This window comes from Planctobacterium sp. R6, from assembly GCF_055755215.1.
In genome coordinates this window covers 34,969-60,646 of the sequence record NZ_JBVTQY010000001.1, presented here as the reverse complement: position 1 = coordinate 60,646, position 25,678 = coordinate 34,969, and the positions used below count along the sequence as shown (strand labels likewise).

Annotated in this window: 11 protein-coding genes and 1 pseudogene; 1 reads left to right on the top strand and 11 read right to left on the bottom strand. The window is 46.6% G+C overall.

Annotation, left to right across the window (positions count from 1 at the left end):
* Positions 1 to 10: 10 nt before the first annotated feature.
* From AC0J20_RS00225 to AC0J20_RS00180, 10 genes are all read right to left on the bottom strand, one after another.
* On the bottom strand, positions 11 to 919 hold the full coding sequence (locus tag AC0J20_RS00225; protein ID WP_473020156.1) for a hydrogen peroxide-inducible genes activator: 909 nt from the start codon (positions 917 to 919) through the stop codon (positions 11 to 13).
* A gap of 148 nt (positions 920 to 1,067) precedes the next feature.
* Positions 1,068 to 16,769, bottom strand: coding sequence for an Ig-like domain-containing protein (locus AC0J20_RS00220; protein ID WP_473020155.1), 15,702 nt, complete (start codon positions 16,767 to 16,769; stop codon positions 1,068 to 1,070).
* A 2-nt stretch (positions 16,770 to 16,771) separates the two neighbouring features.
* On the bottom strand, positions 16,772 to 17,965 hold the full coding sequence (locus tag AC0J20_RS00215) for a TIGR03032 family protein (RefSeq protein ID WP_473020154.1): 1,194 nt from the start codon (positions 17,963 to 17,965) through the stop codon (positions 16,772 to 16,774).
* Between the two features lie 597 nt (positions 17,966 to 18,562).
* Positions 18,563 to 19,747: a S8 family peptidase gene (locus AC0J20_RS00210; protein WP_229529591.1), complete on the bottom strand. Its 1,185-nt coding sequence runs from the start codon at positions 19,745 to 19,747 to the stop codon at positions 18,563 to 18,565.
* A gap of 136 nt (positions 19,748 to 19,883) precedes the next feature.
* Positions 19,884 to 20,420 carry a phage tail protein gene (locus AC0J20_RS00205; protein WP_473020153.1) on the bottom strand — a complete coding sequence of 179 codons (537 nt, stop codon included), beginning with the start codon at positions 20,418 to 20,420 and terminating at the stop codon, positions 19,884 to 19,886.
* Positions 20,421 to 20,450: 30 nt separating this feature from the next.
* Positions 20,451 to 20,984 (bottom strand): phage tail protein, encoded by a 534-nt coding sequence (locus tag AC0J20_RS00200; protein WP_473020152.1) that lies wholly within the window; start codon positions 20,982 to 20,984, stop codon positions 20,451 to 20,453.
* 12 nt (positions 20,985 to 20,996) lie between these two features.
* Positions 20,997 to 21,524, bottom strand: a complete 528-nt coding sequence (locus tag AC0J20_RS00195) for a phage tail protein (protein WP_229529594.1) — start codon at positions 21,522 to 21,524, stop codon at positions 20,997 to 20,999.
* Between the two features lie 63 nt (positions 21,525 to 21,587).
* On the bottom strand, positions 21,588 to 21,926 hold the full coding sequence (locus AC0J20_RS00190) for a DUF6916 family protein (protein WP_229529595.1): 339 nt from the start codon (positions 21,924 to 21,926) through the stop codon (positions 21,588 to 21,590).
* A 266-nt stretch (positions 21,927 to 22,192) separates the two neighbouring features.
* Positions 22,193 to 22,708: a GNAT family N-acetyltransferase gene (locus AC0J20_RS00185; RefSeq protein WP_473020151.1), complete on the bottom strand. Its 516-nt coding sequence runs from the start codon at positions 22,706 to 22,708 to the stop codon at positions 22,193 to 22,195.
* Between the two features lie 44 nt (positions 22,709 to 22,752).
* On the bottom strand, positions 22,753 to 24,681 hold the full coding sequence (locus tag AC0J20_RS00180) for an aspartyl/asparaginyl beta-hydroxylase domain-containing protein (RefSeq protein ID WP_473020150.1): 1,929 nt from the start codon (positions 24,679 to 24,681) through the stop codon (positions 22,753 to 22,755).
* A gap of 215 nt (positions 24,682 to 24,896) precedes the next feature.
* Between AC0J20_RS00180 and AC0J20_RS00175 the strand changes: the two genes are divergently transcribed.
* Positions 24,897 to 25,415, top strand: coding sequence for a hypothetical protein (locus tag AC0J20_RS00175; RefSeq protein ID WP_473020149.1), 519 nt, complete (start codon positions 24,897 to 24,899; stop codon positions 25,413 to 25,415).
* Between the two features lie 5 nt (positions 25,416 to 25,420).
* Here AC0J20_RS00175 and AC0J20_RS00170 read toward each other — a convergent pair.
* Positions 25,421 to 25,678: pseudogene (locus tag AC0J20_RS00170) on the bottom strand (2OG-Fe(II) oxygenase family protein); the annotation flags it as partial.

Sequence of the window (25,678 nt, the reverse complement as noted above, 5' to 3'; positions counted from 1 at the left end):
CGTTTCGGGGTTATTTGAGCTTTGGTACAGGCATGATGGGTGAGATAATTTCAGCAATTTTGCGAAACAGCTGCATTCGGGTAGTGCCATTACGCCACACCAGGCCAATTTCGCGGAAGGCATTTTCTTCGGCATCCAGCGCGCGCAGTGGTGAACCTTGTAAAATCCCCTCTGACAACGCCATACCGGGTAAAAAGGTGATGCCCATTTTACAACCCGCAAGTTTGATTAAAGTGTGAATACTGCTGGCCGCTAAGGCACTCACCTGTTCGGCATGCTTCAACCCGCAGGCACTCACCGCATGGCCAGTCAAACAATGCTCGGACTGCAAAAGAAATACGCTGTTTTTGGGTAGCGATGAGATCTCCAGGGGGTTGGGTAGCTGCGCTAATACGTCTTCATGTCCCACAAGGTGGAACGGATCATGTCCCACTACCAACTGTTTGCAACCCGGGGTTTCCATTGGCAAGGCTAAAACCAGTAGATCCAACACGCCGTCATTCAATTGTTTTAACAGGTTTTCAGTGGTGTCTTCCTGTAATTGCAGATTCAGGGCCGGCAGTGAAGTCCCGATATCACCAATCATTCGCTCAAAGATAAACGGGGCAATCGTTGGGATAACCCCGATTTTTAGATTTCCGGCTTGCCAGTCACCAGCGCTGGTTGCGTAATCCACCATTTCACCGGCTTGCTGTAACAGGATTTTGCTGCGTTCAACAATTTCCAAACCGAATGAGGTAAAAATGAAGGTTTTATGGTCCCGCTCCAGTAGTTGACCATTCAGTTGTTCTTCCAAATTCTGAATAGCAGTGCTCAGGGTGGACTGACTCACATGGCAGCGCTGAGCGGCGCGATTAAAGTGCTGCTCCTGATGCAGCGTTACCAGATAATGCAGGTGTTTCAGATTAGGCCATTTCATCGCGTATACAAACCTTTGACTTGTTATCAACTGTTCAAGTATTCAGGTAATAATCAATTTAATCAATTAATATCCTCAAATTTAATCCAAAAAAATAAGGGCACCTATGTGCCCTTATTTTATATTTAGCTAAACCCGAAGGTATGCGTTAAGGTTTTCTTAGTCTGTGGCTGCTGGCCAATCTGTAGCAGCTAATTAACATTAACAGCAGCAACCAGGCCAGGTTAACCGCACCACCTGATTTCTTAGTGACGTTAACATTTTCCACGGGTTTTGCCGCAACTGTCACACTAACAGTCCCTTCATCGGTCAATTCACCATCACTAATAACGTAAGTAATCGCTACTGTGCCGCTGAAACCCGAGGCCGGTGTGAATGTCAGGCTTTGGTCCGCATTAATCACCACACTACCTGAACTGGCCTGAGCGCTCACAACGGTCAGCGTATCGCCATCAACATCCATATCATTGTCCAGCACGGAGATGGTGACAGCGGTTTGATATTCCGTGGTCACACTATCATCCATGGCCTGAGGAGACTGATTACCATCAACCACGACGGAGACCGTCGCTGTATCAGTTTCACCAAAGCTATCCGCTACCACATAGGTGATTGTCGCCAGCCCATCAAATCCGTCGGCAGGTGTGTATAACAATGTGTTGTTGGCCGTAATTGCCACATCACCAACATCAACAGTCGCCGACTGTATTGTCAGGGTGTCACCGTCCACATCCGTATCATTGGCCAGTACATCAATTTCAATCGGCGTATCATCGGTGGTTGTAGCGCTGTCACTTCTGGCACCCGGAGCCCGGTTGCCATTGATGGTTATTGTGACTTCTCCACTACCGGTGCCGCCATTACCATCACTCACACCATAGACCAGCACTTCAGTACCAACAAAACCACTATCCGGGGTATACAAAATGGTATCGCCAGAAGTAATTTCCGCGGTCCCGAAGCTACCATCCACGCTTTCAATCGTTAAGGTATCGCCATCAACATCGGTGTCGTTAGCCAGTACATCAATTTCGATGCTGGTATTCCATTGCATCATCGCCTCGTCATTTTGAATATCCGGCAAGCTGTTGCCCGCCAGTACTACGGCGACACCACCTGGGTCTGCAATAGCGCCATTGACCAGGCCATCATCATCATTGACGCCGCCATCCAGAACGCGCAACTGCACACACCAATGACCTTCTGTCAGACCAACCACCCAGCGCGTGCTGCCCGGAGGAGGACAAACACCTTTGGAGCCGCGAGCTGAGAATATCTGGTTGTTATCGTCGATGACAAAGCCTGTCCATTGCTCTGATCTGACGCTGTATTTACGATACACCGCATTGCTCGGCACAGGACGGGTTTGCGGTAACACAATGGAGGCTATCTGGCCTTCTTCCGGTAAGTCATACAAGATGAAGTCGAATATGCCGCCGATATTGGTCGCCTCTGGATCTTCCGGTAAACCGGCTGATTGCAGTTTCACCGATTCACCACGACTATTGAATCCGGTGCGACCAACAAAGGTTTCATCGACAATGACTTCCACACCATTAGAGCTGTTCAGCGCAGAAATAGAACCCTGACGCAAGCATACACCTGGCTCACTTTCTGCCAGGAAACCATCCTGGGTTGAGGCCTGCTCTGGCACCACATTACAATCGTCAATGGCATCTAAATAGTCAGGAATACCGTCGCCGTCAGAGTCTGCATAACCTTCTTGCGAGTCAGGGATCAAATCGCCATCGGTATCCAGGTCATCCGAAAGGGCGGCCAGTGTATCCACCACTTCAATATAGACATCCGCGGTATTTGACAAGATGGGATCACCATCATCGCTGGCAAACAAAGTAACCTGATAAATACCCGTGGCAACACCGGCCGGGTCGAACAGGAACTGATTCGGAGAATCACTTAAGTTTGACAATCCGGTACTGCTCCAGTCGGTGTCCACCGTGTCCTGACGGTTTGCATCAGTAACCGTTGCACTGATAGTGACATTACCTTCGTCTTGCGCCACTGTCAGGCGATTATCCCCAGACTGACTTACCATCAATCGGATTTCAGGCGCTATGTTCGCCTCAGAAATAGTGACAACAGAGACATTGTTTGCGCCAACGTTCTGATCACTATTGAGGGTAAAGGTGATGGTCTCGTTGGTTTCAACTTCCTCATCAGCGAACACGTTAAAGGTAATGATCTGCTCTCTGCCACTGCTGAAGGTTACACTGCCACTTTGCGCGTTGTGATCTTCACCAATAGTGGCCGTACCGCCAACAGTATAATTAACCGTCAATGGATAGACAGGTGCATCACCGTTGAGTAACACGCGCATTCTGACCGTGCTGTCCTCGTTAACCACCTTGTCTTTGCCCAGTGAAATTAACGGATTAACATTCAGTACCTGCGAGTCAGTTGTCACGCTACCAAAGCTATCTTCGGTGCGCCAGAAGACCTTACGGGTGCCTGGTTTAAAGCTGTTGGAAGCCCGCACTAACGTCACCGGCAACGGATTACCGTCAGCATCAACGGCTTCGGCAACGCCTAAATCTACTTCAGTAAACAAGCCGTCGGCATCAACCGTCAAATCATCCGGTACAGTCAGAACAGGCTGGCCAATTCCGGCAACACCATTGATTGTCAGATTAACCCGGGCCTGAGCACTGCGACGGGCGTTATCTCGAATAGCATATTGCAGGTCTACATCACCAATAAAGCTGAGACCGGGCTCAAACTGGATCTGGTTGTTCACGATACTAACGTTACCGAAATCAGCCTGCACACCTTGCAGTGTCAATGCATCACCGGCCGTAGCAATATCCACATCAGTATCATTTGCCAATACATCCAACAGGTAAATACCGGCATCGTTCTGTTCAAGTACAATGCTATCGGCTACAGCTACCGGACGATCGTTGACGCTATTTACGGTAATACTGATAGTTGCCTGCTCAGAATTGCTTTCGCCATCGCTGGCCTGATAAACAAAGCTGTCACTGCCGTTAAAATTAGCCGCTGGTGTATAAGTCCAACCACTGGCAGTTTCGTTCAGTTCACCATTTTGCACATCAGTGATGACAACAAAGCTAAGTGCATCACCATCGGCATCGCTGACAGCTGGCGTAATGGCAACACTGGCGTCCTCGTCAAGTGTAACACTGCTGTTACTTGCCACCGGAACGGCATTAGCTTCAGTCACAGTAACAGTGAAGGCATTAAGGCTGGCGCTGTCAGTGCCATCGGAAACCGTCAGAATAATGCTGCCGGTTGTGCCAACATCCTCCAGATCCGGGGTACCCGTCAAAGCACCAGTCGCAGAATTTACCGACAACCAGTTCGGCAAGCCTGTGGCACTGAAGGTCAGACTGTCGCCGTCAATATCCGTTGCGGTAGGCGTAAAGCTATAGTCATTACCCTGCGTAATAGCAGTGCGTGGAGAGCCGCTGATAGTGGGCACATTGTTACGCGCCACAACCGTGATCGTGAAGCTCTCCAGTGAGCTACTGTTTTGACCATCCGAGACACTAATGACGACATTGGTGTAGCTACCTACATTTGCAGCAACCGGTGTGCCTCTCAATGTCCCTGTGCGGGTATTGAATGCTGCCCAGGCTGGACGATTAGCAATACTGAATACCAGGGTATCACCTTCCGCATCGGTCGCTGTCGGTGTAAACCGGTATTCGTCGTTCTGGAAGACCGAAGTGGCTGGTGTACCGCTAATGACCGGCGCGTCATTGACTTCCAATACTGTAATAGAGAAGGCGTTCAGACTGGCGCTAAATTCACCATCGGAAACGGATATAACAATTCCTGTGGTCGTACCCACATCAGCAATACCCGGTGTGCCACTCAATGTCCCTGTGCTGCTATCAAAATCAGTCCAGGCTGGCTGGTTGACAATACTAAAGGTCAATATGTCGCCATTAACATCTGATGCTGATGGCGTAAATTGATAACTCACACCTTCGGTCACTGTCGTCGCAGGTAAACCACTAATGGTTGGTGCCACATTACCGCAAACCGCACAGACCTCAAGGTCAAATGCTGCGAGGGATACCGTATCGATGCCATCGCTGACGCTGATCACAATACCAGTGTAAAGGCCGATATCATCGCTGCCGGGGATGCCACTTAAGGTACCGGTTTCAGCATCAAACGTTGCCCATTCTGGTTGATTCTCAATACTGAAAATCAGGCTGTCACCGTCAGAATCGCTGGCCACAGGCGTAAAGCTGTAACTCTGACCTGGCTCAACGGCATTCACGGCTACGCCACTGATCACCGGTTGTGAGTTAGCTAATACCTCAATGTTAAAGCCGGTCAGTACCGCAGTATCTGTGCCGTCAGAAACACTAATAGTAATATTGCCATAAATACCCACATCAGTGGTGCCTGGCGTACCCGTCAGGGTGCCGGTGTTACCATCAAAGCTTGACCAACGCGGTTGATTTTCAATTGTAAAGGTTAAGGTATCTTCCTCAACATCTGACGCCTCAGGGGCAAACTCATAGGCCATTCCCACCCTGACAGACATTACTGGTGATCCGGAAATTTCCGGCGCATCGTTCACCGCAATGATGTCGATGGTTACCGTAGCTTCATCAGAGGTATCCACACCATCACTGACACTAAAGCGCAGAGTATCCTGTATGTCTCCCACATTGGCATTGGGCGTGTAAGTGACATTGTTGCCTTCTACAACTATCTCACCCGAAACCGGTTGCTGAGTAATAGTGTAAGTGAGCGTATCACCATCTTCATCGCTGGCTTCCAGCGTAAAGGTCACCGGTGTATCTTCATTGGTTTCTATTTCACTATCAGTAGCAACGGGGGCTGTATTGGCGTCAGGGTCAACCACTTCAATAGTGAATGTTTCTAAGCTGGCCGCCAATTCGCCGTCAGAAACGCTGATGCTGATATCGGCAAAGGTGCCAAGATCCTGCTCAGCCGGTACACCGGACAGCAGACCGGTGGTTTCATCAAAATCAGCCCAGTCAGGCAGGTTAGTGACACTGAATGTCAACGAATCATTATCAATATCAGCGGCTTCAGGCGTAAAGCTGTACTCACTATCGAATGCCACCTGAGTCGCAGGTTCACCGGTGATGGTCGGCGCATCGTTCACCGCATTCACCGTTATTGTCACTATCGCAGCTTCAGAAGTCAGCAAACTATCAGAAGCCTGATAAGTAAAGCTGTCTTCGCCGTTAAAGTTACTGACAGGCGTATAAATAGCGATGTTATTGATTATCTCCACGGTGCCGTTTACCGGTGCGGTTACGACCGAATAACTCAGCGTATCGTCATTACTATCGCTTCCCAACAAAGTTATTTCAGTAGCTACGTCTTCATCGGTGGCAGCGATAACAGCTTCCACAACCGGCGCTACGTTAACATTCGGATCGATAACTTCAATCGAGAATGCCGCCAGCGAGGCTGATAATTCACCATCACTCACCGTCAGCACAATTCCACTATATTCCGCAATATCACCAGAAGTAGGTGTACCGGTTAATGCACCCGTTGCGGTGTCAAGGGTTAACCATGCTGGCAGATTTTCCACGCTGAAACTCAATGTGTCACCGTCAGCATCGCTGGCTTGTGGCACAAAGCTGTATGGCGTATCCACTTCAACCAATGCCGATGGCGTACCGCTGATCACCGGCGCTTCATTAACATTAACAACAGTGATGGAAAAAGCCTGTAAGCTGGCTGTTGCAATACCATCGCTAACGGACAGAACGATGTTGCTGTGGGTTCCAACGTCTTCTGCATCAGGCGTTCCGGCAATATTTCCGGTTGCGCTGTTCAGTGCCAACCAATCTGGCAGGTTAGTGGCGCTAAACGTAAGATCATCACCATCGTTATCAACAGCGACAGGTGTAAAGCTGTATCGGCTACCTTCGTTAACACTGGTTGCCGGCGAACCTGTAATCGCAGGTCGGTCATTGACTGAAGCGATTATCACCGTAATTGTTTGTGTCGCAGAAAGCGCACCATCACTTACGGTAATCTCAAGAGAGTCAGTCCCGCTGGCGTTCAGATTAGGGTTATAACTCAAGGTTGCACTGGTACCACTACCGGTTATAGAAGCTACGCCAAGAGCAGGTTCAGACGTTATCGACCAGGTAAGCGCAGAGCTATCTACGTCAGTCGCTGTGACGGTTACCTGGGTAGATTCATCTTCATCAATACTGATGCTGCTGGCGCTGGTAATTACCGGTGCATCATTGACGTTTGCAACAGCGATAGTAAAGCTCTGGGTATCAGTAGCACTGCTGGTATCGGAGACACTCAGCACAACGGCATGACTTCCTACCTCGTCATTGGTAGGTGTTCCGGACAACACGCCTGTCGCACTATTGAACGACAACCAGCCTGGTATTGTTGTGGCCGCCATAGTCAGGCTGTCACCCGCATCAACATCGCTGGCAATCAGCGTATAACTGTAGGCACTATCTTCTGTTGCCGATGTCACTGCAGTTGAACTGATCACCGGAGCGTCATTGGTATTAATAACGGTAATGGTAAAGCTTTGGGTCGCCGAAAGGTTACCGGTATCGGTAACGGTTAGCACCACACTATGACTACCCACGTTGGCATTTGTCGGAGTACCAGTCAATACACCGGTACTGGCGTTGAATGTCAACCAGGTGGGTAGAGTTGGCGCGGCAAACGTCAGACTATCACCGGCATCGACATCGGTAGCAGAGATTGTGTAGCTGTACGCAGTATCCTCTGTCGCTGACGTTACTTCAGATGAGGTAATTACCGGGGTTTCATTGACACTGGTAACACTAATACTGAACGTCTGGTTGGTCAGAGTTGTAGCACCATCTTCACCACCGTCGGCCAGTGAGAAGACAAAACTATCAGAGGTGGTTTCACCACCATTATGGGCATACTGAATATTGCCGTCGGCCAGGTCTTGCTGAGTGAAAGTGCTATTAACTGTCAGCGCTTCACCAGAGTCTGCCGTATTGTCATCGTCCGCATCCAGGAACAGGGTGCCGTTGCTGACTGCCGTCGTAACCGTAAATGTAAGCCCAGTACCGGTATCATCCGGATCCGAATCCGCCAGTTGGGTTGTGGTTATTACTCCGGTGCCACCCTCGTTTACAGTGAGCCCCAGATTAGTACCAATGGTCGGTGCATCATTAACCGCCGTAATGGACAGAATCGCGCTGTCGGTATCAGAGGAGAACGCACTGTCGCCACCTGTAGTACTCACATCTGCTGTACCGCCATTACTGCCGGAAGCTTCATCCCAGGCTCTGAAGGTAAAGGAGACATTGCCATTGAAATGCTCGTCCGGCACAAACCGAATCTTATTGTTGGTAGAAGAAGATGACAACAGGCGCGCCGATGTGGTGCTGGTCAAATCTACTGACGCCCCGGTAGTGCTGCTAAAGTTATTCCAATTAGTACCATTATCAGTGCTGTATTGCCAAACCCCATTGCTGTTATCAACCTGAGTAACCACGATGGATTCAGTAGTTTGCGCAGCTTCAATGTTATCGATGCTACCATTGACTACAATAGCAGACACCGACGTTCCCACATTGTCACCATCGGCAACATCTTCCGTCACCGCAGTCAACATAGGAGATTGCGTATTATCCAGAGTTGGCGCATCGTTGACCGGTGTTATGGTCACCGTTGTCGTATTATTCACACCAGTACTAGACAACTGGCTGTCACTGAAACTCCAGTCCAGTTGCACACTGGTTATGGGATCTTCTGAACTATTGCTGTAGGCAATATTTTGTATGACTTCATTCACCAGCGCGGTTGTTGGCGTAGTCAGGTCACCACTAAAGGTCACTGTCATCGTACCGTTGCTGGACGCATAACTGGCAAACTTATCACCGATACTATTGGTTAAATTCGCACCAGAGACAGCCATCTGAGAACCAGATGCCACACTGAAGGAATCGTCAGTGTTTGCACCACCGTTTCTGGCAATGGTTAACGTAGATCCCGTGTAATTACCATTACTGCTGTTAAGCGCATCATTCTCGCTGTCGGCAACAGTAGCATCACTGTCCAGGGTTACAGCTGAACCATCTTCGGTAAAGTTAGCTGTTCCACCCAGGTTACTGAAAACAGGAGCCGTATTATCGTCATCGCTAATGGTTACCGTAACCTGTTGCGCTGTATCTTCAAATGCACTGCCGCCACTGACACTATCAACATCGATGATGATGGTTTCATCACCTTCGCTGTCGCTATCGTCTACAGACGTTATCACTGTAGCAGCATCAGCCGATGTATTGCCCTGGCTAATGGTAATGGATGTACTTGCATTGTTATTGTAATCCGCACCACTTGCAGATGCAGTAGCAGTCCCTGAATAGACCAGGCCAACCGTAACATCCTGGTAAGTGGCATTACTCAAGGTCACCGTAGCGGTAGTGGTACCGCCGTCCTCATCAATCGAACTGTTGTTGACGCTTAAGGTCACGGTAGGTGCAGATTCTGCATCTGTAATAGTTATTGTTTGGGTCTGACCGGAAAGAAGTGTCGCTGCACCAGTTTGAATGCAATCAAACGATACAATGACGGTTTCGTTACTGGCAGCATCAAACAGGTCGTCAGCCACCCCGGTTATGGTCACCGTATTACTTGAGTTTCCTGCGCTGATGGTGATGGATGAGCTACTGCGGGTATAGTCAGTAGCGTTGGTTGCCGTACCAGAAAAGCCTAGTGTAAAACCAATATCATCCGGCCATTGATTATTCAAACTATTGGTTATAGAGGCAGTTATCGTAGCGACACCACCATCCTCTGCAATAGTCGTAAGATCTGATGACAAGGTCACATCAGGGGTATTGGCATAGATAGCATCCCCTGCCTGGCTAATTGCTGTAGTAAAGGCGGTATTGCTGTTTGTGGGGGTAGCACTATCAATCAACACAATACTCACCGGGACAGCAGATGCTGCGGCATAATCTGTACCGCCATCAGTCACCGTAAAAGTAGCCGTGTAGGTGGTATCATTAGTTTTGCTCAGGCTACCTAAGGTGTACCCAGCCACCGTGCTGGCCCCCAGGGTATAGGTGTCGGCATCAGAACTCACCGTTATCGTGGCTGTGACCGTATCACCAACTTTATGGGTGCTGTTAGGAATACTCACCGCGGTGATAGTTGGTGCTGTGGTGTCTTGCACTGTGATATTAAATGTTTGCCCTGTTACGGAGCCTGAGTTTTGATCAGCAACACTAAAGGAGAAGCTATCGCTGGTATTCACCCCCCCGGCATGCACATAGCGCAAATAATCGTTATCAATATCATCCTGAGTAAAGGTACTGCTGTTACTCAGACTACTGTAATTGTTGCCATCTGATAACTGCAATGCACCTAAGGTAGGTACTGCGGTAACGGTATAGGTTATGTTGCTGGCCGCATCTTCTACATCGCTGGTTGAAAGCGCAGAGCTGCTTATTGTCAGATTGCTACCTCGCTCCACTGTTACACCTGTATTGGTGTCAACACTTGGCGCATCATTGACAGAAGTAACGGTAATTGAAGCTGAATCGCTAACTGAAGAAAAGGCCGTTGTACCACCATTAGTGGAAGTGTCAGCCGTGTCGCCAGCGCTTGAGCTATCAGACTTGTCCCAGGCTCTGAAGGTGATGGTAGCAATACCGTTATAGTTTGCATCGGGTACAAAGCGTACTTTATTGGTGCTTGCTCCCGTTAAAGTACCATCCAACAAGCGCGCCGCAGTTGATAAATCCACCGAGCTACCTGTAGTCCCAGAGAAGTTGTTCCAGGTGGTGCCATTATCTGTACTGTACTGCCAGACACCGTTTGTGTTGTCTACGGTAATAACGGCTATGGCCTCAACTGCCGAACCATCAACATCCGTGATGGAGGCGTCAGTGACCATAGTGGCGACGGCTGTACCAGCGTTATTGGTATTACTGGAGTCATCGTCATCACCATCTGCACCACTGCCATCATCATTACCCGCATCTTCGGTGATGGCTGTTAAAGCGGGAGATGCGGCTGAATTCAGTACCGGTGCATCATTTTGTGCAGTGACAGACACCAAAACCTGATTAGTACCCGTGCTATTAGCTGTACCATCATTGAAAGTCCAGTCCAGGGTCACGCTGGCATCCGGCGCCTCTGAACCATTGCTGTAGGTGATGGCCCGCATTATTGAAGCAACAATGGCAGTAGTCGGGACATTGCTGGCATCAGAAAAGGTTAGTACCAGCGTACCACTACCGTTGGTGGTCACGGTACCGTACACCAGGCTATTGTAAGTCAGGTTGCCTGAAGCAGTAAGAGCGCCAAGCAGGCCGCTTGCAGCAAATTCATCATCTGCATCGGCACCACCATTGCGGGTAATCGTTAAGGTTGCCCCACTGTAGTTACCTGCCGCGGTATTCAGCGCATCAAGCTCAGTATCGGCAATAGCAACATTGTCGTCCAGCACCACCGCTGAGCCATTTTCGGTGAAGGCCGGGTTATTGTCGAGATTAGAAAATACCGGAACATCATTGGCGCTTTCAAAGGTAATATCCGTATCACCACTATTATCTGACACTGCAAGAATGTTGAGGTTGCCGCCGGCACTATTTGACAAGGTAATAGCCACTTCAACGGCGCTGAAATCTGTGGCATCCGTGTCTATCTGCAACGTATTGGCGCCGTTAAAACGCACATTGGAAGTGGTTAGTCCGGTGACCCCGGTAATTTTAACTGTGTCCCCTTCAGACAAATCAGTAATGGTATCCCCTGTCAGGTCTGAGGCTGAACCACTGAAAGTATCATTACCATCTGACCCCGTCATTGAATCTGTGCCCGCTCCGGGAGAGAGCGTGTCAGCGCCAGCACCACCATTTAAGGTGTCGTTACCGGCGTTACCATTAATAACATCGGCACCGTCTCCACCGGAGAGGTTGTCGCCGCCGGCACTGCCGTTGATAGTTTGAGAGCTGGCAGAACCGGTTACGGTAAAGCTGTCGCTGGCAGACGTAGTAACATTCAGTGTTTTTGTGCTTACATCAGAGGCAGGAATAGTAATAGTAATGCTACCGCCGCTGCCGGTGGAAAACGTTTCGATGGCTGTTAAATTTCCGCCTGTCACACTGCCGGTGGCAGTGAATGTTAAGGTATCAGTACCCGAGCCCGTAATGGTGCCGCTAAAGGCATTAAGCTGCGCCACGGTGAGTGTTAAATCATTGGTGGCGCCATCAAGAGTTAAATTGGTGAATCCAGACAAAGTTGCTGATGCAATATCTGCAGTACCATCAACCACTAACGTGTTAGCTACATCTGTATTTGCGGTAAACGAACCGCTAAAGGTAGTTGCGCCTACGTTTAACGAGATAGCATCAGAATCTGAACTTGCTGTAAAAGTATTACTATTGTCAGACCCTACAGTTATGGTGCGAGAATCAGAACTATCATCTTCGATAGTATAAGTTTCTACAGTCGTCGAGTTAATTGTGAGGTCACCAGTCCCACTAATTGTAATCTCCTCTCCGCCTACGCCAGTACCTGCAGCGACTATTGTGGCATTATTTAGTGCATTATATTGGGCAGCAGACAGTGTAACACTAGCCCCGGACGCCAATGATAATGATCCTATGTCAGTAAGCGTTCCCCCAGAAACATTCGCCGAGTCTGCTAATAATAATATGTCTCCATTGGTAGTTTGACCTTCTAAGGTTCCGGTATAAGTGATACCAGGTACCGAAAATGTCACGGTATCAGAAGTGCTGGTAGCAGAGATATCGGTACCTGTATCGTTGCTACCCAGGGTAATCGTTCGGGTATTTGATGTATCATCATAAACAACATAGGTTTCAACGGCTGCGCTGTTAAAGGTACTAATATCGCCGTCACCCGACACGGTGATTTGTTCTGTGCCTGGCGCGGTGACAGTCCCGGAAAAATCAGCAAGATCTGCGGCTGCCATTAATAAAGTGGCATCTGATGCCAGCGTCAGGTTTTCAAAGTTGCTCAGCGTAGCACCCACGATATTCGTGTTATCTACAACACTTAAAGTATCTGTACCATCACCCGCATTTAATATCCCTGAATACGTCGCTGCGCCAAGCGTGAGAGTATCACTCCCTGTCGAGCCGGTAATATTTTGCGTTAGCGAACCTCCGCTGGTACCCAATGTGACAGAGTTCGCTACACTAAGCACGTAGGTTTCTATATCGGCATTTGCAGTGAATCCGTCTGTAGCAGCACTGATGGTAATCTGGTTAGTACCAGTAGCGGTAATAGTGCCTGTGAAAACATCGTGCTGGTCTTCGGTCATCGTTACCGAAGCACCGGAATCAACTGTAAGATTTTCTATATTATTCAAGGTAGCGGAGACGATGCTACTGCCATTGCCCATCTGAACAGTATCGTTTGTTGTTCCTTCACCCGTCAGAGTGCCCGCGAAAGATTGGGTGCCAATATTGAAAGTCACGGCATCATCTGAAGAATTAGCGGTAATGGCTCCAGAGGTGTGCCCTGAACCCAAAGTAATAGTGCGGGAATTAGTTGAATCGTCTCCCACCACATAGCTTTCGAGGGCCGTTGTAGCAAGTGTGGTGACATCACCGTCATTGTTCACATTGATTGTTTCACTGCCATTGGCAGTAATTGTGCCCGAGAATTGTACTAGTTGAGTGGCGTTAACAGCTACCGTAGCACCATCTGCCAGTGTCAGGTTTTCGAAATTTGAGACCGTAGCGCTATCTACGTCAGCGCCATTTCCCAGACTCAAAGTGTCAGTGCCACTACCACCATCCAAAGTGCCTGTAGCAGTGAATGAGGTGGAAATAGTATCGGCAGAAGTACTTCCCGTGATGTTTTGCCCTGCAGCACCATGTATGATTGTCATTCCAGCGCCCAATACATAGGTTTCCACATCGGCATCAGCGGTGACTGAAGCATCGCCATCGGCGGAGCTAATCGTGATCTGATCAGAGCCTCCAGAGGCAGTTACGCCTGAAGAAAAGCCATCGTGCTGCGCTTCCGTCATGGTGACTGAACCAGTAACATCCACAGTTTCAAAACCGGCGATACTGCCGGCTGAGGCGATCGACGATCCTGTTGCCATTTGCAGAACATCAGATTGGCCTGAACCACCATCCAGATCACTGGTGGCAGATAGGGTAAACGTACCAATATTGATCGTCTGGCTGGCAGCATCTGAACCCGTCACATCCTGCCCTGACGCGCCAAGGGTAAACGTGTATACATCGTTTAACGTATAGGCTTCAATATCCGCATCACCGGTGATAGTATCGTCTCCATCAGAAGTACTTAGTGTGATAGTTTCGGTACCTGCGCCTGCGGTGATACCGCTGGTGAATCCTTCGTGATCGGTTTCTGTCATCGTGGCAGAAGCATCGTCATTTAGCGTCAGAGCTTCAAAGCCGGAAAATGAGGCTAAAGCCGTAAAATCCGCCGACTGATTAGTCGCGATAACAATGGTATCAGCGGTCGTCTCTCCAGCTGCCGCGGCTGTAGAGCCCGTCATATGCGAGCCGTCAGTTATGGTTAAAGTCTCATCACTGGAATCAAACGTGAAGGAGGGGCTAATATTTGTGGGCGTACCACCTGTGCTAAACCCAGCTCCCGTCGTTGAAGCAGTGGTGAAACTTACCGTATGGGCAGTACCGGAGGTGTAAGTAGCCACAGAGCCGTTGGTGCCATTCCCATTGCCGGAATCATCAACGATGTCTGTGCTGGCACTTAAATCTAACCTAAAGCTACCCTCACCTGAAGGTGTTACGGTAACCGTGTATGTGGTATCAGCAACCGCAGTAGCAATGCTATCAATGGACCCTGTCGCATCGCCTGTAACATTGGTGATCTCAAAATCACCAGTAGTTACGTTATTAGCATCTTCATTAAAAGTGACAGTAAATGCAACAGAGGTGGCATCATCCGCACTGCTTTCGGTAATGGATTGCACCACTGGCGGAGAAACATCGGATGTTGTTTGGCTGACAGGACCTTCAGGTGACGCCTGTAAATTAGGTGATGTCTCGTCATCTTCTGCTACAACATAAATATCGTATGCCGTGCCTTCTGCCAGGCTGCTCAATACAAGTGTGTCGGCAGCAGCAGTTACCGCCTTACTGTTACTCGCTGCTACAGTCACAGCACCATAATTAACTCCTGCCTTTACTTCGCTGGAACTTGGTGCCGTGGCTCCGTCTGGAATTGCAATAGCGTATACGGTACCCGCTTCATTAATATCAACGTTTATTGTGATTGAAGTACCATTTTCAGATGCGACATTGGATGAGGAATCGTTCGTCGGTGCTGTAGCATCGGGAACAGTAAAGTTGTAGGTTGTAGTATCAGCAATACCTGCAAAGCTATTGCCCGCAGAATCATCGATAGCAGCAGCATCAATTTGAATATAATAGCTGTCCTGCTCGGTCAAATCAGAGCTGGGATTAATAGTAAGCACGGCGCCGGTAATATCAATCTGACCATCACCAATCGCTATAGTGAAATCAGCATTATCCCCCGAGTCATAAATAGTCACATTACCGGAACCAGCGGCAATATTTTCATTAAACGTGATGACGAAATTAGAATCCGCAGAAACCGTTGTGTTGCCATCGGTTGGACTAAATGTGCTAATAGTCGGATTATTTGCGTCGATGGCATCACTACTCCCTGTAATGGCAGTGGTAAAGGTGTTACCAGCGGTACCCGCAGAGTTGGTTAGCTGAACACTTTGAGTAATGTTGCTGCCAGCAGCAACATCGGTACCGCCATTTGCAACAGTAAAAGAAGCGGTGTAAGTAGTGTCATTGGTTTTCGCTAGTGAGCCAAGTGTAAAACCATTAATATTCCCGCTGATACCACCAGAACCGCCTGTGAAATCATCGGTATTGGAATCCACAGTAATAGTGGCAGTAACGGAGTCACCAACCTTCATGGCGGTATCGGGTATTGATACCGCCGTAATATTTGGGGCAGATATCAAGGTAGTGATATTCAGGGCTGACGAAGGTGATGCCTGTAAATTGGGCGTCCCTTCATCGTCTTCAGAGACAACGTATACATCGTAAGCAGTATTCGACGCCAACCCTGTAAGATTGAAGGAACCAGAAAAAGGATCCCCACCTGTCGCCGAACTATTTGCTGAAGCTACTGTGGCTCCGGTGTAGCTTACCCCAGCCTTGACCTGAGCAGAAGTTGGCGCTGTCTCCCCATCGCCGATGGCAATAGCGTAGACGGTTCCTTGTTCGTTCAGGTCGAAATTGACTGTGGTTTGAGAATCAGTAGTCCCAGATACTGAAGGGCCTGAATCATTAGTTGGGGCATCGGAATCACCGCCACCAGCCGCACAGTTGTTCTGAGTGAAATAAGTGCCGCCATTGGATGAGGTACAGGTTGTCTCTCCAATACCGGCTGTTGTCTGACATGAACCACCATGAAAACAAGAGCCTCTGCGTCTTCTGGAAAACTCAACCCTCTCTTCGCCAGATATCGTTGTTGCGATGGTTTCCAAGCTATTGAGTAAATTCTGTTCCTGCAAAAAATCTAAAGTTGCTTTTTTATGCCATGCTTCAGGATTATTTCCGGTTTGTTCATGATTTGCGGCAGATTGAGCTTCTTTTCCATTTTCAGAATTGCTTTTTTTAAAAGCAGAAAACGGGGATTTTCTCGCAGCAAGGGTGTTCTTTTCTTTAGCAACAGAAGGTGGTGTTGATACCCCCTGCACCATTTGACTATGATTGTAGGATAAAGTGCGTGCGACACGCTGAACAGAACGGCTCGTACTGGCGAAAGCCGGGGCAGCCAGCATCCCTGGTAAAAGCAACCCAATGGCCTTAACGCGTAGTTTTTTATCATTCATAATTAATCTTCCACATAGTCATAAAGATGCTGATTTAGAACATCATCACCAGAAGTTATTGCAGCGAAATGACCATCATTTATTACAGCAATATCGTAAATTTGGTTAACATCCCCGGTAAACTTTAATTCCGCGATAAGTTCACCGGTATTGGCATTTAACAGCCAAACTCCACAAAACGTATCATTAGGATCAATAAAGTCTCTTATGGGCATGTAGGTTTTTCGTTCTGTCTCTCGCATGGCGCTTAAACCCACAAAAAGCAGCTCACCGTGAAAACACATTCCCCGGCAAAAACCCGGCAATGGTTTAAATACCTCAATATTTCCAGTTTCTCGATGAATGCGCTTGATACAGGCTCGACCAGATTCGCAAAAATAGACATAATCGCCATTTACTCGCGGTGAATGGGGCATATACAAGCCACTGGCCAATACCTGGTTAGTTTCAATATCAATAACTGCGCCATTCAACTCTCGCTCATACCAATCATCCTTAATGTCTCTTTGACCACAAGTCGTAACATATTTTGGCATTCCGTTAAGCATCGCCATGCCATTTAAATGGCATCGGTCTTCAGGTTTTAACGCTGAAATAAACTCAGGCTTCCAGTGAGCGATAAAATTATATTCAGGGTCGAGTGAGCACAAACAGGAGAAGGCGGTATTGACTATCCATAATCGATCACTGCCCCAGGCTATGTCATGAATATTAATACGCCCGGTAGTAATAAATGCTCTTTGGGCATACATGGCATCCGCAAGCTTTAATTCGCTTATTTTTTTATCTCGGCTTTCAATATATTTTGCTGCTCTTTGCGGATGCTTCTCATACAGCTTTCGGCTAAAAGTCTGCAAATTGTCGTAATGACCGTCTTTTATTTTGGGAAGAAAAAAGTCTGCACGCTTAAAATTAATAACCTGCGTCAGAGTCCCCAAGGTTAAGGTGTTTTGATCTACATGTAACCCCATGGGGCGTGGAAAGAACTCTAATTGTGTATTGAGTTCCCCGTCGAGCGCGCGAACCAGAATAAGTCTGTTAGAATCATAGCTGGTCATAGCCAGTGTAATATTAAGGGCCTGCAAAATCTGAGGGAAATTGTCTGAACATTCGCTGGAAAAGTCTCTCAACTCTTCCAGGTCTTCTGAAATTTCATTTACAGAATCAGGTTTATGGTGTTTTGGCTCAACTTCCATATCTACTTTTTGACGTTTTTTGGATCAATTTTACAATATAACTTCGGTTAACATCATCATATTACGTTCTATTACAATTTCGTCTCTACAAAATACGATGCTTTATTGTTTAACGGCATTGGTCTTTTAAAAATTAATACTAATGCAATGAAAAACAGACATTTGAGGCCAATTTGGCAGTTTAATTAGTGATATAAGATTAACACACAGAACTTACCACTGTCCCTTATAAATGTGTATATTTTTACATTTAACCTTTTGTTTTCTTTGTACAAGTATCGTAGGGCAGGCTCTTAAATTCAAGACTAATACAAAAATATTTGACACCATTCGCTTTTTAATCTGATCGCCAAGGCCTTTAAAAAAACGCTACACAGATAAAGATGCACTTGGCAAGCTATAGGGTTCGTGTCTACCTTGCGTGGAATCCTGGCTCACCCCCTGAATGTAGATAGTAATAAAAAGGAGAATACCGCTAAATCAAGCATATTAAGTCTTGCCCAAAGCAACATCGCGTAAAAACAATAAGAACATTTTTTGTAAAGTAGTAATCAGACCAGTTATCAACAAATTACACGGATAACTCAAGTGTTACTCTTATTTCATCTCCGAAATTACGTCGGCGACCGCAAAAGTAGTGGACGAGGAAGTACCTTCGTACAAAGATTCGGAGATACCATCAGAAGAAGTCGTGATAAATTCATGAGGATAGAAACCAACAACACATTCACCATAGTTGGAAAACGATGCTTTTTCACCTGAAGAATCACGAGAGCCGATGATCATTACACCATTAATCTGACTCAAGGCAGTCTCTTGACAGGCATTTTTATTTTTATTTCCCGCCGCGGCAATTATTAGACCGGGTGTTCCACGCTCTAATTGCCAGTCCAACAACCTCTTTAAGGGTTCAGGTAAATAACGTAGTGTCCAGCTGGCATTGACAACATCTGACGCCATCAACTGCGACAAGTAAAATGCCAAAACAAAATTAGATGTTTTGGCTTGTGTTAATCTTAACAACACAAATTCTGCGTCCGGCAATAACCCGGCCGGGATGTTACCTGTCTTTTGTGCAGCTAAAAGCCCCAATGCCATGGTTCCATGAAAATCAGCTTCACTTCGAGGTGATGCATCCAGAGATTTATTGTCCAGGTCATACTGAAATACCACTTTGGTTTTAGCCAGAGCGGGATGATTCAGGTTAAAACCATCGTCAATAATGGCAACCCTGGAAGTAACAAGAGACTCTTTGGTTTTATTGGCGGGGTTATTAAATGTTTTTGCAGAGGTTTTATGTAATGAGCCAGACGCTTTGTAATATCGCAATTGGATGAAATCAGGCTGAACATTCAGCACCAAAGGCATCAATTTGACTTTATCGATTGCGGTTTGCAGGTCCCAGTCAGGTAATGATAAAAGCAGGATAACTGTCTCGTCAAACTCTGCCAACGTAGTTTCGATTGAAGTACCTGATATTATTTCGCTCCAATCATTTTTAAGCAATTCCTTATTTCCTGTCACCACCAAATGTTTAGAGACTGCTACCTTTAGCTTTCTGGCTCCCGCATCAATGCCCGACGAAACCTCATAATAAGCAACATTTTCAGGCCCCGACTTTTGTTTTTCTTTAACTGCCAGCACCACCTTGCTCCCTAAATTTTCATATTCTATGGTTGAGGGAAACTGATGCCTGGACAAGGCTCGAGCTTCAACCACCTGACTGATTAAAGAGAAGGCTATTACCATCAATATTCGTAACAAGGCTATCATTTTTTCCATAAGGATGAGTGCATAAGTATCCAATTAAAGAAACATTTTTAGCAAAGGTGTCATATTAGACCAATAAAAAAATGCCTTATACTTTGCAGTATAAGGCATTTCACCTCCGTTGTTCAGCGACTGTATTCTGAAAAACTTAGCTTCTGGGAGGAAAAATTCCGTCCAGCGCCATCATAAAGTTGACCGTTAAAAAAGGTTGCCTATTTTCATGGGCACTATTCCCTCCGGTATTAGATATGGCAGAAGTAGACATATACTCCCCTGCAATCGGTGTAGTTGCAAAGGCCGATACTCCCGCACTACCAATTCTCATATTAGCAGGTACCACTGTAGAACCTGGCCCTGCAGTATTTTGAGGATTATCACCGTTTACTTTGCCATGAGAATGGGAAGGCAATTGAGACTTGTAAAGCTGCACAGCCTGATAGCCTCCAAACTGACCATGTTGCCTTGAGGTCAACCCAGGCCCCGTACCATCTCCCAACGGCACCCTGCTTTTGAGATTGGGAATGCCCATAGTCACTCGCCAATCACCACCATAGGTGGAGCCGATAATTGCGAATAATGCCTGGTACTGGGATATCGACATTAACTGCCCCTGACATAAGGCCCAATCTGCAATCGCAAAGTTGAATCCGGCCATTTGGATTTCTCCAATAAATGGATTTGCCATTTGAAACTCCTTGAATAAATTTGGTTAACGTTACGAGCGGCTCGGATAAAGACCCTGAATACAAATGATAAAACTCAGGCAACTCCAAGGCATCATATTCTCATGAGATGTGCCGCTACCGCTGTTTTGAACCTGATTATCGGCCATCTCAATAGGCGTATCCCCCGCAGCAAATGTTTTATAAGCTAAACCTGTCTGGTTGGTCATATTAGCTAAAACATTATCCACTGGAGTATTTGAGGTAGCATCGTTATTACTCGCTTGAAGTGTATGAGTGTGAGCAGGCATTTCACCTAAGGTCAACGACACTGCTTCCAAACCATATCGCTGCCCTATTGCTCTTGGTGTCAGGCCCGGCCCTATGCCTTGGTGCACAGGAATGCGGCCTCGCAAATCTGGCAAACCAAAACTAGTGCGCCCATCGCCACCATAGTAAGTACCCAGCAATGAATACAGAGTCGAATTGCTACTAATACTCAATATCTGACCGTCACAAAAAGACCACTTGGCTGGGGCATAGGTACCCCCAAAAATTCGAATTTCTCCGTAATAACCTTCTGACATGATTCGCTCCTGTTAATTGCGGGGTGGGAAAAGACCAGAGATACACAATACAAAATTAACTACCTGAGTCGGCTGTAAATTGGTATGTGCCTGGTTGCCACCTGCAGAGGTAGGCAGTGACTGCTGGTTTAACTCAACAAGGTTATTTGCAGGAGTGTAGACGTTAGCAGGTACACCAGACATAGTCGCGATGGCAAATGCCCGACCTGAGATCCCGGCTTTATCGCCTTCGGCATCAGTTACAGCCAGAGCGTGGCTGTGACCAGGCATTGTGGCCGTGGTCAGCACTACATCTTCTAGTCCCGCCTTTGCCCCGAGGTCATCAATGCCAGGATTCAAGCCCATTGGGGTTCTGCCACGTAAGTCAGGGTAACCAAAAGTAGATTGTCCGTTGCCACCGTAGGCTACGCCCAATAAGGCAAATAAAGCGCTATTTTGCGAAATCTGGGTAATTTGACCATCACACTTGGCCCAATCAACTGGTGCCCAGTTGAAGCCTGTAATTGAGATTTGCCCCAGAAAAGGGTCAATCATCGCCATAAAAATTCTCCTAATCCTAAATAAGTTGAATCCGAAACGAGTAAATGTTCAAACGAATACGGTTTAGTTGCTAAGTTTTGACCGATCGTAGGAACAGCAAAATTCAAGGTTTTCGGCATCGTTTGGGCTGCCATAAAGGCATACTTCACCGAGAGTATCGTGCTTTAATATATAGTGATGTTCCGGCGTTGCCTGTTTGGGCTCAACTTTAAACACGACTTTAAATGCTTCCCATTGTTCACCGTTGCAAGCACCTTGTTCGCACTTAATCATAGGAGCTTCAAACGTTTCTATAATCTCACCTTCACCATCAGAGACCGGATTTCCATCGACATCAGATAACTGAAGAGTGAATGTTTCCTCGACCAACTTGGAAACATCCTTATAACGAAAATTCTCCATACCACCTCCTTAAAACCAATTAAAATTCTTTATTTACAAATAAAAATAGATAACGCCTACATCACGATGTGGAGTACACTTTTTTATTCCAGCTGATGCACTTAAAGCGTAGACAACAAAGCTTTTTACATCCAAAAATGTGAGCGTTTTATTTTCACGTTAAGACGTTGAATTTAAAAACAGCTATAAACACACTGACAATTTATCATTAAACAAAAACCAACCATTAAAATTTACGAAACGCCTATCCATGAGCTAATTTCAATTTAAGAAAACGTTGTTTGAAAAACATTCAACTCAGGCTTCCAGGTCATTAAAATGTACATATCATCTTCCTGTTCAATCACAAAACCCAGCTTCACATAGAGCTTAAAAGCACCAGGATTGTTGCGCGCCACGGTTAACGTCATTGGCACTTTCGATTGCTCTGCGGCAACCATCAACGAACGGATAATGACTTCACCAAATCCGAGGCCCCTGGCCTGAGGTAAAAACGCGATTTCCACAAGTCTTACTTCATTGTGGCCAAAATCTACGGTCACTTTGCCAATAAGCTCGTGGTGTTTCTCAATGACAAAATACATTGCATTGGGATACTGCTGACCATAACCGTCGGTCTGGGCTCGTAACTGCATCTCAACAATCTGCTTTATATAATCTTCTTCAGCGTCTATGAGTAACAGATCCTGACGCACGGACTCATGAAGCATAGCCAGAAACGGTTTATCTTTATCTTGAGCAGGCCGCATATGAAGGCCTTCGGGTATATTTAAATTGTTCACCAACTAAACTCTTTTTTTACCTTTAAAAACACACATAGTTAAAATCAAACACTCATAAATAGCTTATTAGCTTCTTCGATTTTAATTTGCTCGTAACTATTTGCCTGGCGACTAAACCAGTCTTCAAATTCTTGCAACGTTGGATAGCCATTGGTCATAAAATTCATTATGTTGAAACAAGGTATTTCAAAAAAATTACAAAATGCCACATCCTGTTCAAACTCCTTCTGCAGTCCTTGCGCATCGTAATGAGGTGTGGACATCAACCGGTATTTACTCCAGAGTCGGGGTAAATATACCAAACCTTTCTCGCTCTTTTCGTCTGCTTGTAAAACCGGTTGTTTTGCAAAATAATCGGGTAGTTGCACCTCCCAAACAGGCGCTTCATTGATCACGTATCGGTACTTTACAATGTCACCTGAGCCGCCCTGGAAATGCATTCGGGCGCTAGCAGTACATAAGCTGCTTTGCTGTAAGTCCAGGTAGTGTTCTTTGTAAACAATAATATCTGTTACCTGATAAAACCGGTCGATAATGCCCTGTACTTCGGGAAGCTCGAATTCAAAATTCAGAGGTTCCTGCTCACCACGATGAATCGCGGCTGCGGTCTCGCGATTTAAATGGAGTAAATCGGCCAATTTAAAGGGAAGGCCAGATTTATCCTCAAACGATCCGATTTTTTCGGCGTCAAAGACGGAGGCCGGCTCTCCCATCCAAATACTGGTTCTGATGTTTTCGGGGATCAACTTGCCGTCAGGTTTCAAAAACTGCTGTAAGTGAGAAAAAATGGTAACTTGAGGTTCTCTGCACAGAAAGCCACTCATGGTCTCTGAAATGAGTAAATCAAAGCGATGGTCTTCTGGTGGACACCACTTGGTGGCATCAGCACAATGGATCGTCACCCTATCTTCGACATCCAACTGTTGCAGTACTTTTTGCAATGCCGTGACGTTTTCAGGATGAATATCGAGGCAAGTCACATGGACAGGGACTTTTTTCAATCCCGGTAGCAGTGGTGTCAGAATTGAGCCCCATGGTCCCGTGCCAGCATAAAGAATTTTGATGGGTTCAATGTACCCTTCGCCACTGCTCAAACGAGACGCCAAAATATCGGTTATAGCCGCCTGATTTGCCAATAAAAAGGTCTGGGTTCTGATGGGTTCCACCTGGCATTTAGCGGCCTGTAATGGTGATATTGCAACACCTGCGCCTGTGTCGATGTCATCCCAATTGTTCATGTCGTCATCGAGGACGATGTCAGTCCAGGCACTGTAGATATCCGCCATTTGCTTAACAACCGGCATCAAGGCGACAAAGTCTTTCTCCCCCTGAAGCAGTTTTTTAGTGAGCTCTGCTAAACACTGTGCGGTTGGGGCAGTTTGGCTAGTAATTAGACTCGCTTCGTCAAATTGAGACATCAGCCAATCATTGGGTTGTATATCCATCACCAAGTGCAGGCGTTCGGTTTCACTGTCATTTACTACTGAATGTTCCAAATTGGCATTTACATACCACAGTTCCCCCACCTTCATATCCAGAGGCTTTCCATCGGAATAAAACTGAACTTCAGCGGCAGTAAGAATTGGGATGTGTAATCTTGCGGCTTGCTTTTCAATACACAAATCGTTATCACGGTGCGGAAGAATCTTAGCACCTTTACCTAACTTCATAAGCCGTACAGATTTTTTGGGGGCTTGTATCTGAGCCAACAACTCATTAATAACAGGTAATTTTTCCAGAACAGGTAAATTTACCCAGACGCCATTACTGTGGATTTGATTTGCTTGTAAAATAACATTGGCATTTTCGTGATCCGCGAGTGCCCTTAGTGGCAAGAGCCGCCATTCTCCATGATAAACATCAGCATTAACATGATCTGACCAGTTTTCATCCGCCAATGTAAGCAACTCTCGCTTTAGTTTCTCAGCATCAAAATTCAGTAACGTGTCTAACTTCTGTGACGCTATCGCCAAAACAGTCTCCTTACCTGATCCATGTTCAATAAGTCATTCAACTTGATGCACAGCATTACTCGTATACGCGCATCGAATTGTGAATAAAACTAGACCCATATTGGTATATTTGCCAATATTTTTTAATATTTATTAAAATGCGTTATTTTTATAGCACGACTCCTATTTCAATCCACATTACGCCTCATTACAAACTTGGGGGATAGAGTAAGATAATGAGCCTGACTCAAGAAGATATCGGTTATTTAACGTCTCTCAGTTGCGGGAAATGTGACATGCAACACGAGAGGATTGCGTATCACAGGAACAGTAAAATACCGCTAAGCAATGCCGTTGCCGAGCATGGTTTTGCGCGGGTTGGGCTATGTCCTACCGCAGGGCGACTTGTGAATCTTACCTGCGCTCACACCTCATCTCGATGCAAATTAGTTAACCTAATCAAAAAAATACCAGACGACCTGGTAGCACCACAGACGAGAGAGGGTTGGATTAGAGATATAAAAGACATCGATTTTAAGATTGTCAGCCTTGATGTACAAAAAAGTGATTTGGAAGTCCGTCACGCCAAGGTGAAAAAAGCACAGCTTAGCAACGAGACCCCGGAAAGTAAGTCAGAAATCAAAGAGATTGAAAAGCGTATTGAACAGGTAGTCACAAATTACCATGTCCAGGTCGCCGCGATGAGTAACTTGCAAGAGAAAATAAATCGCACAATCAGTGTTAGAGAGTGCTGATACAACTACTTCCCATTGATCCAGCCGGTGATGCTGTAACTATAATTCTCAGCAAAGGGGGTTACATAAGTCACTGAATGAGGCAATGCCACATCTAACAATACCAGGCTATTAAACAAAGGCAACCAGGTTTCAGAGGAAGTGATATCCGCTGAAAAAAATGGCAAAAGTCCGCCCCAATCGGGATGCCAATTGTTAGAAAAGTTAAACACGTAAGCAATTTTGCGAACTTCTGCCTGGTTCACGTCATGATGGGCGGTTAA

What these genes read in the sequence shown, in the direction of transcription:
- AC0J20_RS00225 (WP_473020156.1), bottom strand. Translation starts at nt 919, where the DNA reads ATGAAATGGCCTAATCTGAAACACCTGCATTATCTGGTAACGCTGCAT.
- AC0J20_RS00220 (WP_473020155.1), bottom strand. Translation starts at nt 16,769, where the DNA reads ATGAATGATAAAAAACTACGCGTTAAGGCCATTGGGTTGCTTTTACCA.
- AC0J20_RS00215 (WP_473020154.1), bottom strand. Translation starts at nt 17,965, where the DNA reads ATGGAAGTTGAGCCAAAACACCATAAACCTGATTCTGTAAATGAAATT.
- AC0J20_RS00210 (WP_229529591.1), bottom strand. Translation starts at nt 19,747, where the DNA reads ATGGAAAAAATGATAGCCTTGTTACGAATATTGATGGTAATAGCCTTC.
- AC0J20_RS00205 (WP_473020153.1), bottom strand. Translation starts at nt 20,420, where the DNA reads ATGGCAAATCCATTTATTGGAGAAATCCAAATGGCCGGATTCAACTTT.
- AC0J20_RS00200 (WP_473020152.1), bottom strand. Translation starts at nt 20,984, where the DNA reads ATGTCAGAAGGTTATTACGGAGAAATTCGAATTTTTGGGGGTACCTAT.
- AC0J20_RS00195 (WP_229529594.1), bottom strand. Translation starts at nt 21,524, where the DNA reads ATGGCGATGATTGACCCTTTTCTGGGGCAAATCTCAATTACAGGCTTC.
- AC0J20_RS00190 (WP_229529595.1), bottom strand. Translation starts at nt 21,926, where the DNA reads ATGGAGAATTTTCGTTATAAGGATGTTTCCAAGTTGGTCGAGGAAACA.
- AC0J20_RS00175 (WP_473020149.1), top strand. Translation starts at nt 24,897, where the DNA reads ATGAGCCTGACTCAAGAAGATATCGGTTATTTAACGTCTCTCAGTTGC.